This is a genomic window from Sphingomonas sp. LHG3443-2, from assembly GCF_049896405.1.
In the GTDB taxonomy this organism is placed as follows: Bacteria; Pseudomonadota; Alphaproteobacteria; order Sphingomonadales; family Sphingomonadaceae; genus Sphingomicrobium.
The window spans coordinates 1,943,860-1,956,329 of record NZ_JAFCUG010000001.1; the positions used below are offsets into that span (position 1 = coordinate 1,943,860).

General features: G+C 65.1%; 17 protein-coding genes and 2 other RNA genes. 9 read left to right on the forward strand and 10 right to left on the reverse strand.

Annotated elements, in window-relative coordinates:
- Position 1 precedes the first annotated feature (1 nt).
- Positions 2 to 643 (reverse strand): alpha/beta hydrolase, encoded by a 642-nt coding sequence (locus ACP69Z_RS09655; protein ID WP_338504408.1) that lies wholly within the window; start codon positions 641 to 643, stop codon positions 2 to 4.
- Positions 644 to 724: 81 nt separating this feature from the next.
- Between ACP69Z_RS09655 and ACP69Z_RS09660 the strand changes: the two genes are divergently transcribed.
- From ACP69Z_RS09660 to ACP69Z_RS09670, 3 genes are read left to right on the forward strand one after another with little or no spacing between them, the layout of a single operon-like run.
- Positions 725 to 1,801: a cysteine desulfurase family protein gene (locus ACP69Z_RS09660; protein ID WP_426267284.1), complete on the forward strand. Its 1,077-nt coding sequence runs from the start codon at positions 725 to 727 to the stop codon at positions 1,799 to 1,801.
- The gene (locus ACP69Z_RS09665; protein ID WP_426267285.1) at positions 1,798 to 2,889 is read left to right on the forward strand and encodes a cysteine desulfurase family protein; all 1,092 of its coding nucleotides are present in this window, start codon (positions 1,798 to 1,800) and stop codon (positions 2,887 to 2,889) included. Before ACP69Z_RS09660 ends, ACP69Z_RS09665 begins: the two co-directional genes overlap by 4 nt.
- Positions 2,886 to 3,191, forward strand: a complete 306-nt coding sequence (locus ACP69Z_RS09670; protein WP_426267286.1) for a 2Fe-2S iron-sulfur cluster-binding protein — start codon at positions 2,886 to 2,888, stop codon at positions 3,189 to 3,191. The genes ACP69Z_RS09665 and ACP69Z_RS09670 overlap by 4 nt, the downstream gene beginning before the upstream one ends.
- Before the next feature lie 4 nt (positions 3,192 to 3,195).
- Here the strand turns inward: ACP69Z_RS09670 and ffs are convergent.
- Positions 3,196 to 3,293, reverse strand: an RNA gene (gene ffs / locus ACP69Z_RS09675) — signal recognition particle sRNA small type.
- 74 nt (positions 3,294 to 3,367) lie between these two features.
- Here ffs and ACP69Z_RS09680 point away from each other — a divergent pair.
- The 5 genes from ACP69Z_RS09680 to ACP69Z_RS09700 all read left to right on the forward strand — a co-directional run bounded on the left by ACP69Z_RS09680 (position 3,368) and on the right by ACP69Z_RS09700 (position 8,028).
- A complete protein-coding gene (locus ACP69Z_RS09680; RefSeq protein ID WP_426267287.1) occupies positions 3,368 to 5,074 on the forward strand; it encodes a DNA polymerase III subunit gamma/tau in 1,707 nt (568 codons plus the stop codon).
- A complete protein-coding gene (locus ACP69Z_RS09685; protein WP_426267288.1) occupies positions 5,067 to 5,390 on the forward strand; it encodes a YbaB/EbfC family nucleoid-associated protein in 324 nt (107 codons plus the stop codon). The genes ACP69Z_RS09680 and ACP69Z_RS09685 overlap by 8 nt, the downstream gene beginning before the upstream one ends.
- A gap of 61 nt (positions 5,391 to 5,451) precedes the next feature.
- Positions 5,452 to 7,059, forward strand: a complete 1,608-nt coding sequence (locus ACP69Z_RS09690; protein ID WP_426267289.1) for a long-chain fatty acid--CoA ligase — start codon at positions 5,452 to 5,454, stop codon at positions 7,057 to 7,059.
- 23 nt (positions 7,060 to 7,082) lie between these two features.
- Positions 7,083 to 7,462: RNase P RNA component class A (gene rnpB, locus ACP69Z_RS09695), an RNA gene on the forward strand.
- A 29-nt stretch (positions 7,463 to 7,491) separates the two neighbouring features.
- The gene (locus ACP69Z_RS09700; RefSeq protein ID WP_426267290.1) at positions 7,492 to 8,028 is read left to right on the forward strand and encodes a J domain-containing protein; all 537 of its coding nucleotides are present in this window, start codon (positions 7,492 to 7,494) and stop codon (positions 8,026 to 8,028) included.
- Here the strand turns inward: ACP69Z_RS09700 and ACP69Z_RS09705 are convergent.
- From ACP69Z_RS09705 to pspA, 8 genes are read right to left on the reverse strand one after another with little or no spacing between them, the layout of a single operon-like run.
- Positions 8,025 to 8,468, reverse strand: coding sequence for a PaaI family thioesterase (locus ACP69Z_RS09705; RefSeq protein ID WP_426267291.1), 444 nt, complete (start codon positions 8,466 to 8,468; stop codon positions 8,025 to 8,027). The two genes, ACP69Z_RS09700 and ACP69Z_RS09705, sit on opposite strands and share 4 nt — an antisense overlap.
- Positions 8,465 to 8,875 carry a SufE family protein gene (locus ACP69Z_RS09710; RefSeq protein WP_426267292.1) on the reverse strand — a complete coding sequence of 137 codons (411 nt, stop codon included), beginning with the start codon at positions 8,873 to 8,875 and terminating at the stop codon, positions 8,465 to 8,467. The genes ACP69Z_RS09705 and ACP69Z_RS09710 overlap by 4 nt, the downstream gene beginning before the upstream one ends.
- A 38-nt stretch (positions 8,876 to 8,913) precedes the next feature.
- Positions 8,914 to 9,132 (reverse strand): hypothetical protein, encoded by a 219-nt coding sequence (locus ACP69Z_RS09715; RefSeq protein WP_426267293.1) that lies wholly within the window; start codon positions 9,130 to 9,132, stop codon positions 8,914 to 8,916.
- A 26-nt stretch (positions 9,133 to 9,158) separates the two neighbouring features.
- Positions 9,159 to 9,446: a hypothetical protein gene (locus tag ACP69Z_RS09720; RefSeq protein WP_426267294.1), complete on the reverse strand. Its 288-nt coding sequence runs from the start codon at positions 9,444 to 9,446 to the stop codon at positions 9,159 to 9,161.
- Positions 9,447 to 9,470: 24 nt separating this feature from the next.
- The gene (locus tag ACP69Z_RS09725; RefSeq protein ID WP_426267295.1) at positions 9,471 to 9,770 is read right to left on the reverse strand and encodes a hypothetical protein; all 300 of its coding nucleotides are present in this window, start codon (positions 9,768 to 9,770) and stop codon (positions 9,471 to 9,473) included.
- A gap of 29 nt (positions 9,771 to 9,799) precedes the next feature.
- Complete coding sequence (gene pspC, locus ACP69Z_RS09730) at positions 9,800 to 10,186, reverse strand: envelope stress response membrane protein PspC (RefSeq protein WP_426267296.1); 387 nt, start codon at positions 10,184 to 10,186, stop codon at positions 9,800 to 9,802.
- Between the two features lies 1 nt (position 10,187).
- On the reverse strand, positions 10,188 to 10,520 hold the full coding sequence (gene pspB / locus ACP69Z_RS09735) for an envelope stress response membrane protein PspB (RefSeq protein WP_426267297.1): 333 nt from the start codon (positions 10,518 to 10,520) through the stop codon (positions 10,188 to 10,190).
- 2 nt (positions 10,521 to 10,522) lie between these two features.
- Positions 10,523 to 11,191 carry a phage shock protein PspA gene (pspA, locus tag ACP69Z_RS09740; protein WP_426267298.1) on the reverse strand — a complete coding sequence of 223 codons (669 nt, stop codon included), beginning with the start codon at positions 11,189 to 11,191 and terminating at the stop codon, positions 10,523 to 10,525.
- A gap of 165 nt (positions 11,192 to 11,356) precedes the next feature.
- Between pspA and pspF the strand changes: the two genes are divergently transcribed.
- Positions 11,357 to 12,409: a phage shock protein operon transcriptional activator gene (pspF, locus tag ACP69Z_RS09745; protein WP_426267299.1), complete on the forward strand. Its 1,053-nt coding sequence runs from the start codon at positions 11,357 to 11,359 to the stop codon at positions 12,407 to 12,409.
- Positions 12,410 to 12,470: the final 61 nt, after the last annotated feature.

Genomic DNA, 12,470 nt, shown 5'->3' on the forward strand with positions numbered 1-12,470 from the left:
TCTATCGGCCGAGACGCATGTCCAGATAACCGTCGACGCTCTTCATCAGAAGATCGAGCTCGTTGGCGAAGAAATGGTTCGCGCCCGGGATCGTGTCGTGATGAATGGTGATGTGACGCTGCGTGCGCAGCTTGTCGACCAGCTTCTGGACGCTGGCCGGGCTTACCACCTCGTCCTGCTCGCCCTGGATGATGATGCCCGACGAAGGGCAGGGGGCAAGGAAGCCGAAATCGTACATGTTGGCCGGCGGGGCGATCGAGATGAAGCCCTTGATCTCCGGACGGCGCATCAAGAGCTGCATACCGATCCAGGCGCCGAAGCTGACGCCGGCGACCCAGGTCTGCTCCGCCTCGGGGTGGATCTGCTGCACCCAGTCGAGCGCGCTGGCGGCATCGGACAATTCACCGATGCCGTTATCGAAGGTGCCCTGGCTCTTGCCGGTGCCGCGGAAGTTGAACCGTAGCGTCGCGAAGCCGCGCTTCACAAAGGTTTGATACAGCAGCTGAACGATCTTGTTGTTCATCGTGCCGCCCGCCTGCGGGTGGCTGTGCAAGATCAGCGCAACGGGCGCGCGGGGGCGCAGACCAGGATGAAAACGGCCTTCGAGGCGGCCTTCCGGCCCCGGAAAGATGACTTCGGGCATGGGTCTCTTTTGTGTAGCTGACGGGTGCAGGCGGCGCGCTTATATAGAGCCGAGCCAACAAACAGCAATCACAAGGTATCCGTGCCTCACCGAGCCCGCATCTATCTCGACCATGCCGCGACCACGCCGGTGCTGCCCGAAGCGCGTGCGGCGATGGCGGAGGCACTGGCGCTGTGGGCCAATCCGTCGAGCCCGCATGGCGAGGGGCGGGCAGCCAAGGCCGCGCTGGAGCGGGCGCGGGCGACGATCGCCGAAGCCTTGGGCTGGAATTACGACATTCTATTCACCAGCGGAGCGAGCGAAGCGGTCGGGATCGCTGCCGCCCGCGCCTTGCCGAAGCGGCGGCTGGTCGGCGCGACCGAGCATGACGTCGTACCCTACCATATGGGCGAGGCCGCAACGCCGCTGGCGGTGGATAAGCACGGGCTGATCGACCTTGACGGGCTTGCGGAACATCTCAGGGGCGAGCCCGCCCTCGTCGCCGTGCAGCACGTCAACAATGAAATCGGCGTGACCCAGCCGATCGACGCTGTGGCTGAGCAGGTCAGGGCCGCAGGTGGGCTGCTGCTCGTCGATTGTGCGCAGTCGGCTGGGAAGATCGCGCTTCCGGAAGCCGACTTCATTGCGATCTCCGCACACAAGTTCGGAGGGCCGCCAGGGACGGGCGCCTTGCTGGTCAAGGACTTGGCAACGCTGACCCCGTCTGGAGGTCAGGAAAAGGGCTACCGTCGCGGCACCCAGAACCTGCCGGGAATAGCTGGCATGGCAGCGGCACTGCAGAGCGGAGCACACCGCGACGCCATGCCGCTTCTGGCAATGCTTCGCGAGCGGCTTGAAGCGGGGGTGATGGCGAGTGGCGGCTCCATCATCGCTGCCGAAACCGAGCGAATACCGGCGATCAGCGCCATTGCCCTTGTGGGTTCGTCGCGAGACAGCCTGCTGGTTCAACTCGATCTTGCCGGCTTCGCGGTCAGTGCCGGCTCGGCCTGTGCCAGCGGCAAGATGAAGGCTAGCCGGGTGCTGGCGGCGATGGGCGTGCCGCCGGCCGTAGCTGACGGAGCACTGCGGCTGAGCTTCGGCCCCCAGACCAGCGAGGCCGATATCGACGCCTTTATTGCTGCCTTCGACGCCATCGCCAGGCGTCGCCGAGCGGCATGATCTACCTCGATTATCAGGCGACCACGCCCCTGGCGCCCGAAGCAAAGGCCGCGATGCTGCCGTGGCTCGACCGTTTCGCCAATCCGCATAGCCCCAGCCGCGCTGGGCGCGAGGCCGCTGCAGCGGTCGAACATGCACGCGGGCAGGTGGCGGCGCTGCTGCCCACAGACGGTGAGACGATCTTCACCTCGGGCGCGACCGAGGCGCTCAACATGGTGCTGCAAGGCACCCGCGGCCGCATCATCACCCTCGCGACCGAACATGCCGCGGTTCTTGATACGGTGGAATGGCTGCGCAGCGAGGGCCGCGAGGTTGAGGTGCTTGCCGTCGGGGCGGATGGGCTGATCGACCTCGACCGTCTTCGACAAGCGCTGCAGACCCCCACGGCGCTGGTCGCGGCGATGCTGGTCAACAACGAGATCGGGGTCGTCCAGCCTATCGCCGAGATCGCGGACCTTGCCCATGCGGCGGGGGCGTTGATGCTGTGTGATGCGGTGCAGGGGTTTGGACGACTGCCGCTGCCGCAAGGTCCGGATTTCATCGCCGTCAGCGCTCACAAGATTCACGGACCCAAGGGTGTCGGCGCGCTATGGCTGCGCAGTGGCGTGACGCTCGACCCGTTGCTTCACGGCGGTGGGCAGGAGCGGGGCCTGCGTTCGGGCACGCTGTCACCGATGCTTTGCGCCGGCTTCGGCGCTGCGGCAGCGCTGGCGGCGGAGCGGCTGGACCGCGATCGCGCGCATGTCGAGCGTCTATGGCAGAGCGCGCTTCAGACCCTCGGTCCCAGTTGGATCGTCAACGGCAGCACTGAGCAGCGCTATCATGGCAACCTCAACGTGCGTCGCGACAGCCTCGACGCCGCGCGGTTGCTCGCTGACTGTCGCCAGGTCGCCTTTTCCTTGGGGTCGGCTTGCGCCAGCGGATCGGGACGGCCGAGCCATGTGCTGCGCGCGTTGGGGATCAGCGATCGCGAAGCGCGGCAGAGCATCCGGCTTGGGTTTGGGCGCTACACAACCCTCGACGAGATAGTCGAAGCTTGCACCCTCTTAAGGAACGCGGCCGAGGCACAACAACGGTTTGCGGCATGACCTTGGTACGGTTTTTCAGGTCTGACGGTTCGCTCGACCGGGAGGTGGAGGCTACCGAAGGCGACAATCTCCTCGATGTTGCGCAGGACGCGGGGCAGCCGCTCGAGGGCACCTGCGGCAAGTGCATCAGCTGTTCGACCTGCCACGTTATCCTCGCGCCCGAGGATTTCGCGCGTCTGCAGGAAGCGAGCGAAGAAGAGGAAGATCTGCTCGACCTCGCCGGGAACGCACAGCGGTTCAGCCGCTTGGCCTGCCAACTGACGGTGAGTGGTCCGACGATGACGGTAAGGATGCCTGGTTGAGGCAAAAGGTGGGAGCCGGAACGACCCGAGACGAAATCGTTGTGGCTGCTTCCTTCCGGACCTGACCAGGTTGGCGACAATCCCGTCCGCCCGACTCCCGCGGCGCATATGGCGGGCTCGGGGCTCGAGTGCAAGAAGTGGCGCAGCGCTTACGCTCGCCCTAAGGTCGGCGCCGCATGACCGACGACGAATCGCAGCACGACGAACCGGGCCTCGGCCTCGATCTTCCGGCCCAGCCGCTGGAGAAGAGCGCGGCCGCCTCGCCCTACCGGGTGCTCGCCCGCAAATATCGTCCGCAGAGCTTTGGCGAGCTGATCGGGCAGGACGCGATGGTGCGGACGCTTGGCAACGCGATCGACAGCGGCCGTATCGCCCACGCCTTCCTGCTGACCGGCGTTCGCGGGGTCGGCAAGACCTCTACGGCGCGGCTGGTCGCCAAGGCGCTCAATTGCATCGGGCCCGACGGCAAGGGCGGTCCGACCATCGATCCGTGCGGCGTGTGTGAGCCGTGCAGGGCGATCGCCGAAGGGCGGCACATCGACGTCACCGAGATGGACGCCGCCAGCCACACCGGCGTCGACGATGTTCGCGAGATTATCGAGGCCGTTCGCTATTCGGCGGTCAGCGCGCGCTTCAAGATCTACATCATCGACGAAGTTCACATGCTGACCAAGAACGCCTTCAACGCCTTGTTGAAGACGCTCGAGGAACCGCCGGCGCACGTCAAATTCCTGTTCGCGACCACCGAGGTCAACAAGGTGCCGGTAACGGTGCTGTCGCGGTGCCAGCGTTTCGACCTGCGCCGCATCCCGGCCGAGAAGCTGGTCGATCATTTCCAGCGCATTGCGGAGATCGAGCAGGTTTCGATCGAGCCCGATGCGTTGCTGATGATCGCTCGTGCGGCCGAGGGTTCGGCGCGCGATGGCCTGTCGCTGCTCGATCAGGCGATTGCGCATGGCGGCGGCGAGGTGAAGGCCGAAGCGGTGCGCGACATGCTTGGCCTCGCAGACCGCGGCCGGGTGCGGCGTTTGCTGTCGCTGCTGATTGCTGGCGATGCATCCGGTAGTCTTGCTGAACTAGACGAAGCGCAGGCGCTGGGGATTGACCCGACAGCGCTGCTGCGCGGGTTGATGGAGCAGATCCACGCCGCCTCTCGCGCCAAGGCGGGGCGCGGCGGCGATCCGCTCGCCAGTGTGGAGGAGCGGGCAGCGAGTGAGGAACTGGGCGGCTCGCTTGGCTGGTCGCAACTCCACCGATTATGGCAGCTGCTGTTGAAAGGGCTGTCCGACGTCAGCCTTGCCCCCGATCCGAACGAAGCGGCGGCAATGGTGCTGCTGCGGCTAGTCCACGCTGCCGACCTCCCCGATCCCGCGGCGCTGCTGGCAAGGCTGCAGGGGCAGGGTGAAGGCGCGGTAAGCGCTCCGGCAGCTCGTCCCGCTCCGTCCGCAGCGCCTCGGGCCGAGATGCCGGCCCCGGTGCCAGCGCCGGCCTTCGAACCCGCCGCGCCCTCGCTTCCGCCAAGCTTCCCGGCACTGGTCGACTTCATCGAGAGCAAGGGCAAGGCCATTCGCGCCGTCCAGCTCCGCAATCAGATCGGGCTCATCCGCTATGCGCCGGGCGAGCTTGCGCTGAAGCCGCTGCAGCCACTCGGCGCCAATTTCACGCGCGAGTTCGAAGCCGAGCTTCGCTCCGTCACCGGCGCGCCGTGGCAGGTGACGCTGGGCGACGGCGAAGCAAATCCCTCGCTCGCCGCGCAGCATAAAATGGCGGAGGAACGCGCCCGTGACGCCATTCTGAGGGAGCCTTCGGTGGCCGCCGTGTTTTCCGCCTTTCCCGACGCCATTCTTGAATCAGTTAGCCCCAAGGACGTGAACCATGCCTAGCCTCGAAGAAATCATGCAGATGGCGCAAAATGCGCAGGCCGAGCTCCAGAAGGCGCAGGACAATCTCGACAAGATCGAGGTCGAGGGTCAGTCGGGCGGCGGTCTCGTCAAGATCAAGGCGTCGGCCAAGGGCCGGATCATTGGCGTGTCGATCGACGAGACGCTGCTGGTGCCGGCGGAAAAGACGATGGTCGAGGACCTCATCGCCGCCGCGCTCAACGACACTCGCGCCAAGGCCGACCAGGCTGCCGCGGCCGAGATGCAGAAGATGAGCTCGACCCTGCCGATGCCGCCGGGCTTTCAGATGCCGTTCTAAACCGGCGCCGCTTGACTCGCCGTAGCGTGACGTCACTCTCTTCGTTCGGAGGAGAGACATCATGAGTATCTTGGGCGCGATGCAGCACCACCAGCTTCGGGTGATGCGCCTGGTCGATCACGCCAGCCGGGAGCATGGCAGCCGCGAGATCGTCAGCGCCTGGGCCGACGGCACCGTCAGCCGCACCAATTGGCGCAGCGTGGCGCAGGATGCGCGGCGCATGGCGAAAGCGCTGACCAAGCTCGGGATCAATCGCGGCGACCGCGTCGCGACGCTGGCGATGAACCACGCGCATCACCTGACCAGCTGGTATGGGGCGGTCGGCATGGGCGGCATCCTCCACACCATCAACCCGCGGCTGTTTCCCGACCAGCTCGCCTACATCGCCAATCATGCCGAAGACCGCGTCCTCATCTACGACAAGGCGTTCGCGCCGCTGGTCGAGAAGCTGAAGCCGCAGTGGAAGACGATCGAACATTACGTCTGCATGGACGATGGCGAATTCCGGGCCTGGATCGACAAGGAAGACGATGATTTCGCCTGGGTCGAGGGCGACGAGCGCGAGCCGATGGGGCTGTGCTATACCTCCGGCACCACGGGCAATCCCAAGGGTGTCCTTTACGAGCATCGCTCGACCATGCTGCATACGTTCGTCGAGGTTGGACCCGACGTGTTCGAGCTGTCCGCGCGTTCGACTTGCCTGCCGATCGTGCCGATGTTCCACGCCAACGCCTGGGGCGTGCCGTGGGCGGCGCCGATGGTCGGGGCCAAGCTGGTGCTCAGCGCCGATTATCGTCCGCAGCAGATGTGCGACCTGTTCCGCGAGGAAGGCGTCACCCACTCCGCGGGGGTCCCGACCGTGTGGCTGGGCATCATCGACTATATCGAGCGCACCGGCGCCGAGCTCGGTTCGCTGAAGAGCGTTACCATCGGCGGGTCGGCTGCTCCGCGGGCGATGGTGGAGTGGTTCCGGCGCAAAGGCGTGCGGATCGGGCACGCCTGGGGCATGACCGAGACAAGCCCGATTGGCACCTGCGGCAATCCGCCGGCCAATTGGGACGACATGACCGACGAGGAGCAGGTCGACTTCGTCTGCCGCCAAGGCCGCATCCCGTTCGGGGTGGAGCTTCGCATTGTCGATGACGCAGGCAACGAGCTGCCGCGCGACGGCGTGGCGTCGGGCCGCCTCCAGACCCGCGGGCACTGGATCGTCGAACGCTACTTCAAGGAAGAGCAATCGGCGACCGACGCCGATTGCTGGTTCGACACGGGCGATGTCGCCGCGCTGCACCCGGACGGCACCATGCAGATCACCGACCGCGCCAAGGACGTGATCAAGTCGGGCGGGGAGTGGATCAGCTCGATCGAGCTCGAGAATGCGGCGGTGGGCGTACCCGGCGTCGCCGAGGCCGCTGCCATCGGCATCGCGCATCCCAAGTGGGACGAACGGCCGTTGCTGCTGGTGGTCCGCTCGGCAGGTTCGACCGTCCATGAGGAGACAATCCGCGAGCATCTGGCGAAGCACGTCGCGCGATGGTGGATGCCCGACGCGATCGAGTTCGTGGAAGAGCTTCCCCACACCGCCACCGGCAAGCTCAGCAAGAAGACGCTTCGCGAGCAGTGGAGAGATTACAAGCTGCCGACCGCCGCGCAGATGGTCGGACGCTGAAGGCTGTGCTAGAGACTTTGGCGTCAGAGGGCCGGGCGGCCGCGTCGGAGCCATAAACTTCGCCGAGGAAAGTCCGGGCACCACGGAACAACGGTGCCGGGTAACGCCCGGCCGGCTCGTCTTCGGACGGGTCGAGGGACAGTGCCACAGAAAGCAGACCGCCGCTTCTCGGAGCGGTAAGGGCGAAAGGGTGCGGCAAGAGCGCACCGCGGGGCCGGCGACGGCAACGGCCAAGGTAAACCCCACCGGGTGCAAGACCGAATAGGGGCGGCATATGGGCCTTGTTCCGGCCCGTCGCCCGGGTTGGTCGCTGGAGCCTGCCGGCAACGGCAGGCCGAGAGGAATGGTCGCACATCCGTCTTTGGGCGGAGGACAGAACCCGGCTTACAGGCCCTCTGGCACTTTCGCAGCTTCCGACTAGTTAGAACCTCAATGGCCCGCTCTACCCGTTCCAACGACTGGGGATTTCCCCGCTGGCGCTCCTATGCCGACAAGGGACGCGAGGCGGCCAAGGTGCGTCTATGTGACCGGGAAGGCTGCATGGAGCCCGGCGACCGCCCCGCGCCCAAGGCCCCCAACAGCCCGGAGCGCTGGCATTTCTGCGAGGCGCATGCCGCCGAGTACAACAAGAACTGGGACTATTTCGCCAATCTTTCGGCAGCCGAAGCCGCTGAGCGCGAGGCGAACGAGCGACGCGGCGCCAACGGCTACAAGCAAAGCTCGCACTATGCCTGGGGCGGGCCCGGCGACGGCACTCGCAGCCGCGAAGAGATGCGCGCGCTATCGGTGCTCGAGGTCGAGACCGACGCCAGCTTCGACGAGATCAAGGCAGCGCACCGCCGCCTGGCGAAGGCCAGCCACCCCGATCTCAAGCCCGGCGACGAAGAAGCCGCCAGGCGCTTTCAGGCGGTGCAGGCGGCCTATGACGTGCTGCGCAAGGCCGAGGAACGGAAGGCGACGTCGGCTTAGTCGACGCTGACAAAGGTCGCCGCGCTATGGGCGATCGGCTTTGTCTCGTCGCCGCCATGCGCCACGCCGCGGACAAAGGCGACCTTGCGGGTGATCTTGTAGCATTCGCACCGCGCGATCACGGTCTCGCCGCGTGAGGCCGGGCGAAGGTAATCGAGGCGCAGATCAAGCGTCACCGCCGCGCGAAAGCCGCCAAGCGCCGTCCAGATCGACGTGCCCGAACAGGTGTCGATCAGGCTGACGATCGCGCCGGTGGCGATAATGCCCTCCTCGGGGAGGCTGACCAGTTCGGGGCGCCATGGAAGCGCGAGTTCCACCCAATTGTCGCCGTGGTCCCGGTATTCGAGGCCAAGTGCACGGCCATGTCCGACTTCCCGAGCCATGGCAAAGAAGGTCTCGGGATTGAACGTGCCGCTGACGCCGTCGCGAAAGTCGCTCATGCCAGGCGCTGCGCGGTGTCCTGCACCAGCGCGATCATGTTCGGGATGCCCTGGGTTCGGTTGGACGACAACTGGCGGGAAAGGTCGAAAGGGGCGAGTTCGGCGGCGATGTCGGTAGCCGCGATCTCCCCCGGCGAGCGGTCCTGCACCGCGCTCAGCACCAGCGCCACAATGCCCTTGGTGATCGCGGCATTGCTGTCGGCAAGGAAATGCAATCGGCCATCCTCGAGCCGTGTCGGATAGACCCACACACTGGCCGAACAGCCGCGCACCCTGGTCGCATCGGTCTTCAGCGCGTCGGGCATGGGCTCGAGCTCACGGCCGAGGTCGATGAGAAGGCGATATCGCTCCTCGCCTTCGAGCAGCTCGTAATCGTCACGCAGGTTGGCAAGCGAAGGCAAGGGCATGAGGTCGGCGTTAGGCGAAGCGGAGCAGGCGCGAAAGGTCAGCGGTTGCGAAGATCCTCGATCTCGCGCGCAAGGCTGTTTTCTTTCTCGACCGTGATCCGCTCGAGCACTTGGATGCGTTCCTTCAGCTGACGGACCTCGTTCCGCAGCTGGCGGGCTTCGGCACTGCCCTGCGGCGGCGGCAAGACCTCGCCATTCTCGTCGGTGCGGATGCCCATCTTGTGCTTCACGATCTGATACAGAAAAATGAGCCCCATCAGGACAAGGACGAACTCAAAGGGGTTCACTGCACCTTCTCCCGCATCGTCTCGAAGCTGACCGGGCTATCGCGCAGCGCTTCGATCTGGGCAGCGGTCTGGATGCCGGCATCGGTCGCGATCCGCTCCAGCACCCGGACGCGCTGTTCGAGTTCGGCGATGCGGGTGGCATATTGAGCCGCTTTCTCGGCAGTCTTTTCGCCGACCGCGGAGATCTGCCGATCCTTCATCTCCATGGTGCGCATGTAGACCTTGGCGAGAATGGCGATGATCGGGATCATCATGCCGATGATAGGGATCATGAGTGGCGACATGGAACGGGATCCTTGAAGCGAAGATTAGCGGGTAAGTTCGGGTTCGCGGTCGCGAAGGGCTTCGATCTGGGCAGCGGTGTGGAGGCCGCCATCGGTGACGATGCGCTCCAGAACGGCCAGGCGGCGATTGATCTTCTCGCCTTCAGCGCCGTCGGCAAGGGCAGGTGGCTGGACCGGAGTGGCGGCCAGGCGTTGATCGACCAGCTGATCGACCCGGCGGCGGAGGCGGCGAACCACAAACACCCGAAGGTAAAGGGCGTAAGCGGCCAAGGCCCACAGCCCGGTAATCAGCATCACAAAGGCGGTTTCATCGACCACGGCCATGGCGGCACTCCGTTTAAGCGTTGAAGAGGTTAGCGCAGCTCTTCGATCTCGCGGGCGAGGCTGCGGTTGTTGGTAAGGACGTAGCTTTCGACATCGGCCAGGCGGCGGTCGATCGCCTTCATGCTCGACCGGATTTCGCGCGCGGTGCGGGTCGGCGAGGAGCGGACCTGCTGCCAGAAACGCTTGTCCTCGGGCGTGTCGTTGCTGAGCTCGCGCGGGCGGTCTTCGGCGATCATGCCGATGATAAAGTAGAGCAGGAGAATGAAGCCGGTGATTAAGACGCCAGCCACGGTGGCGATGCGTATTATGGTAACGTCGAGCCCGGTATAGTCGGCGATGCCGGCGCAAACGCCCATTACCTTGCCGTTGCGCTTGTCCTTGTAAAAGCGGGTGCGGGTCGGCGGCTGCGTCGCCATCTTAGCGGACCTCCCGCATGCGGCTGCGCTCGGCCAGGCGCGCGAACTCGGCGTCGAGATCCATGTCGAGGCCGCGGCTCGAACTGTCGCTCAGCGCCTGCTGCTCGGGCGCGCACTGTTGGCGCCAGTTGGGATTCTCGGCGGTCATGATCCGCTCAATCGAGCACATCCGATCGTCGAGCCGGCGGGCAAGGTCGTGCAATTCTTCCAGAAGGCGCTCGTCGCCGCCGGTCAGCGTCGCGGCCGTCTTCCAGCGAGTCACGTAATGCATAATCAGCCATGGCAGGCCGACTACGATGCCGATAACCACCAACCCCCAGATGAGATCATCCACCCTTATTCCCCTTTATTCGCGAGGCGCGCTTTCAGCGCTTCCAGTTCCTTGTCGACCTGCTCTTCGGCGCGCAGGTCGGCGATTTCTTCTTCGAGGCTCTTGGGCCCCGTCATGCCAAGCGCCTCGGCGCGTCCTTCCGCGAAGTCGGCGCGGCGCTCCAGCAGTTCGAAACGGCTGAAGGCATCCTGGGTGCGGCTACCGTTCAGCATTTCGCGCGCCTTGGCGCTGGTCACCGCGGTTTCGATGCGCGTGGAGATCGAGTTCTGGCGGGCGCGAGCTTCACGCAACTTGCCCTGGAGCTTGGCGATATCCGCCTCATAGGTCTTGAGCGTGCCGTCGATCACAGCAACTTCGTCCTCTAGGCTCTTGGCCATGTCGGCCGCCTTTTGACGCTCGATCAGAGCCTGCTTGGCGAGGTCCTCGCGGCCTTTGGAAAGGGCGAGTTCGGCCTTTTCGGTCCAGCTGTCGGTCAGTCCTTCGAGACGAACCATGGCGCGGCGCATTTCCTTGGCGTCGGCAATGCTGCGGGCTGCGGACGCGCGAACCTCAACCAGCGTTTCTTCCATCTCGAGAATGATCATGCGGATCATGCGCGAGGGATCTTCCGCCCGATCGAGAAGCTCGGTGAAATTGGCGGCCATGATGTCCCGGGTGCGGGAAAAAATGCTCATTCTAATCGTACCTCACGAGAGTGGGGCCCTGTCTGTGACACCAACTATGCATGAGCCGTGCCAAAACCATGGAAAGACGAGAACGGCGGGTTTTCACTTGTAAGCGCTTGACGGTTGGTCGGAAAAAACTTGCCAAGCCTTGGAAAATCACACCAACTCTGCCTCGTGGCACGGACCCAGAATTTCATTGGCCAGAGCCTGCCGTTCCTCGACGCGGTCGAGCGGGCGAGCCGTGCTGCGCCGCTCAACCGTCCGGTGCTGGTGATCGGCGAACGCGGTACCGGCAAGGAACTTATCGCCGAGCGTCTGCACCACCTGTCGGGCCGCTGGGCCGGGCCGCTGGTCACCATGAATTGCGCGGCGCTGCCGGAAAATCTGATAGAAGCTGAATTGTTCGGGCATGAGGCAGGCGCGTTCACCGGCGCCGCCAAGACCCGCAAGGGCCGCTTCGAGGAAGCCGATGGCGGCACTCTATTCCTCGACGAACTGGCGACCCTGTCGAGCCCGGCGCAGGATCGTCTCCTGCGCGCCGTCGAATATGGCGAGGTGACGCGCATCGGCGCCAGCCGTCCGGTCAAGGTCGACGTCCGCATCGTCGCTGCCACCAACGAACATCTGCCGCGCCTGACCGACGAGGGCAAGTTTCGCGCCGATCTTCTCGACCGGCTGAGCTTCGAGGTCGTCACGCTGCCTCCGCTGCGGCTGCGACAGGGCGATGTGTCGCTTCTGGCCGAGCATTTCGGGCGGCGGATGGCGTCCGAGCTGGAGTGGGGCGGCTGGCCTGGCTTCTCGAAGACGGCGATGATCGCGCTGGAAACCTATGGTTGGCCCGGTAACGTGCGCGAGCTTCGCAACGTGGTCGAGCGGGCGGTCTATCGGTGGGACAGCCCGGAAACACCGATCAGCGCCATTCAATTCGATCCCTTCGCCTCGCCCTGGTCACTCGGCGCACCAGCGGTGGCGGCGAGTGCGGCGGCCGTGGGTGCTCCAGCGGCAGAATTCGACCCCGGCGACAACGTTCCGGCAGCCGCGGCGCCTGGCATCGAGACGAATGACTTCCGCGCAGCGGTGCATTCCTATGGACGCGCGATCCTTGAGCAGGCGCTGAAAGCCAATCGCTTCAACCAGCGCGCGACGGCGGCGGCGCTGAGCCTCAGCTACGACCAGCTCCGCCACGCGTTGAAGCGGCATAAGCTGATGGACAGCGAACCCGCCTGAGCCTCCTTGCGTTGACAGGTCACTGGCCGCTGACCACATGGCCGGTATCGTCTTACCAGCC

Excerpts from the sequence above, each read along its gene's own strand:
- ACP69Z_RS09710 (WP_426267292.1), bottom strand. The coding sequence starts at position 8,875 with ATGCCCTTGCCTTCGCTTGCCAACCTGCGTGACGATTACGAGCTGCTC.
- ACP69Z_RS09655 (WP_338504408.1), bottom strand. The coding sequence starts at position 643 with ATGCCCGAAGTCATCTTTCCGGGGCCGGAAGGCCGCCTCGAAGGCCGT.
- ACP69Z_RS09720 (WP_426267294.1), bottom strand. The coding sequence starts at position 9,446 with ATGTCGCCACTCATGATCCCTATCATCGGCATGATGATCCCGATCATC.
- ACP69Z_RS09700 (WP_426267290.1), top strand. The coding sequence starts at position 7,492 with ATGGCCCGCTCTACCCGTTCCAACGACTGGGGATTTCCCCGCTGGCGC.
- ACP69Z_RS09685 (WP_426267288.1), top strand. The coding sequence starts at position 5,067 with ATGCCTAGCCTCGAAGAAATCATGCAGATGGCGCAAAATGCGCAGGCC.
- ACP69Z_RS09690 (WP_426267289.1), top strand. The coding sequence starts at position 5,452 with ATGAGTATCTTGGGCGCGATGCAGCACCACCAGCTTCGGGTGATGCGC.
- ACP69Z_RS09715 (WP_426267293.1), bottom strand. The coding sequence starts at position 9,132 with ATGGGGCTCATTTTTCTGTATCAGATCGTGAAGCACAAGATGGGCATC.
- ACP69Z_RS09705 (WP_426267291.1), bottom strand. The coding sequence starts at position 8,468 with ATGAGCGACTTTCGCGACGGCGTCAGCGGCACGTTCAATCCCGAGACC.
- ACP69Z_RS09670 (WP_426267286.1), top strand. The coding sequence starts at position 2,886 with ATGACCTTGGTACGGTTTTTCAGGTCTGACGGTTCGCTCGACCGGGAG.
- ACP69Z_RS09665 (WP_426267285.1), top strand. The coding sequence starts at position 1,798 with ATGATCTACCTCGATTATCAGGCGACCACGCCCCTGGCGCCCGAAGCA.
- pspA (WP_426267298.1), bottom strand. The coding sequence starts at position 11,191 with ATGAGCATTTTTTCCCGCACCCGGGACATCATGGCCGCCAATTTCACC.
- ACP69Z_RS09725 (WP_426267295.1), bottom strand. The coding sequence starts at position 9,770 with ATGGCCGTGGTCGATGAAACCGCCTTTGTGATGCTGATTACCGGGCTG.
- ACP69Z_RS09680 (WP_426267287.1), top strand. The coding sequence starts at position 3,368 with ATGACCGACGACGAATCGCAGCACGACGAACCGGGCCTCGGCCTCGAT.
- pspC (WP_426267296.1), bottom strand. The coding sequence starts at position 10,186 with ATGGCGACGCAGCCGCCGACCCGCACCCGCTTTTACAAGGACAAGCGC.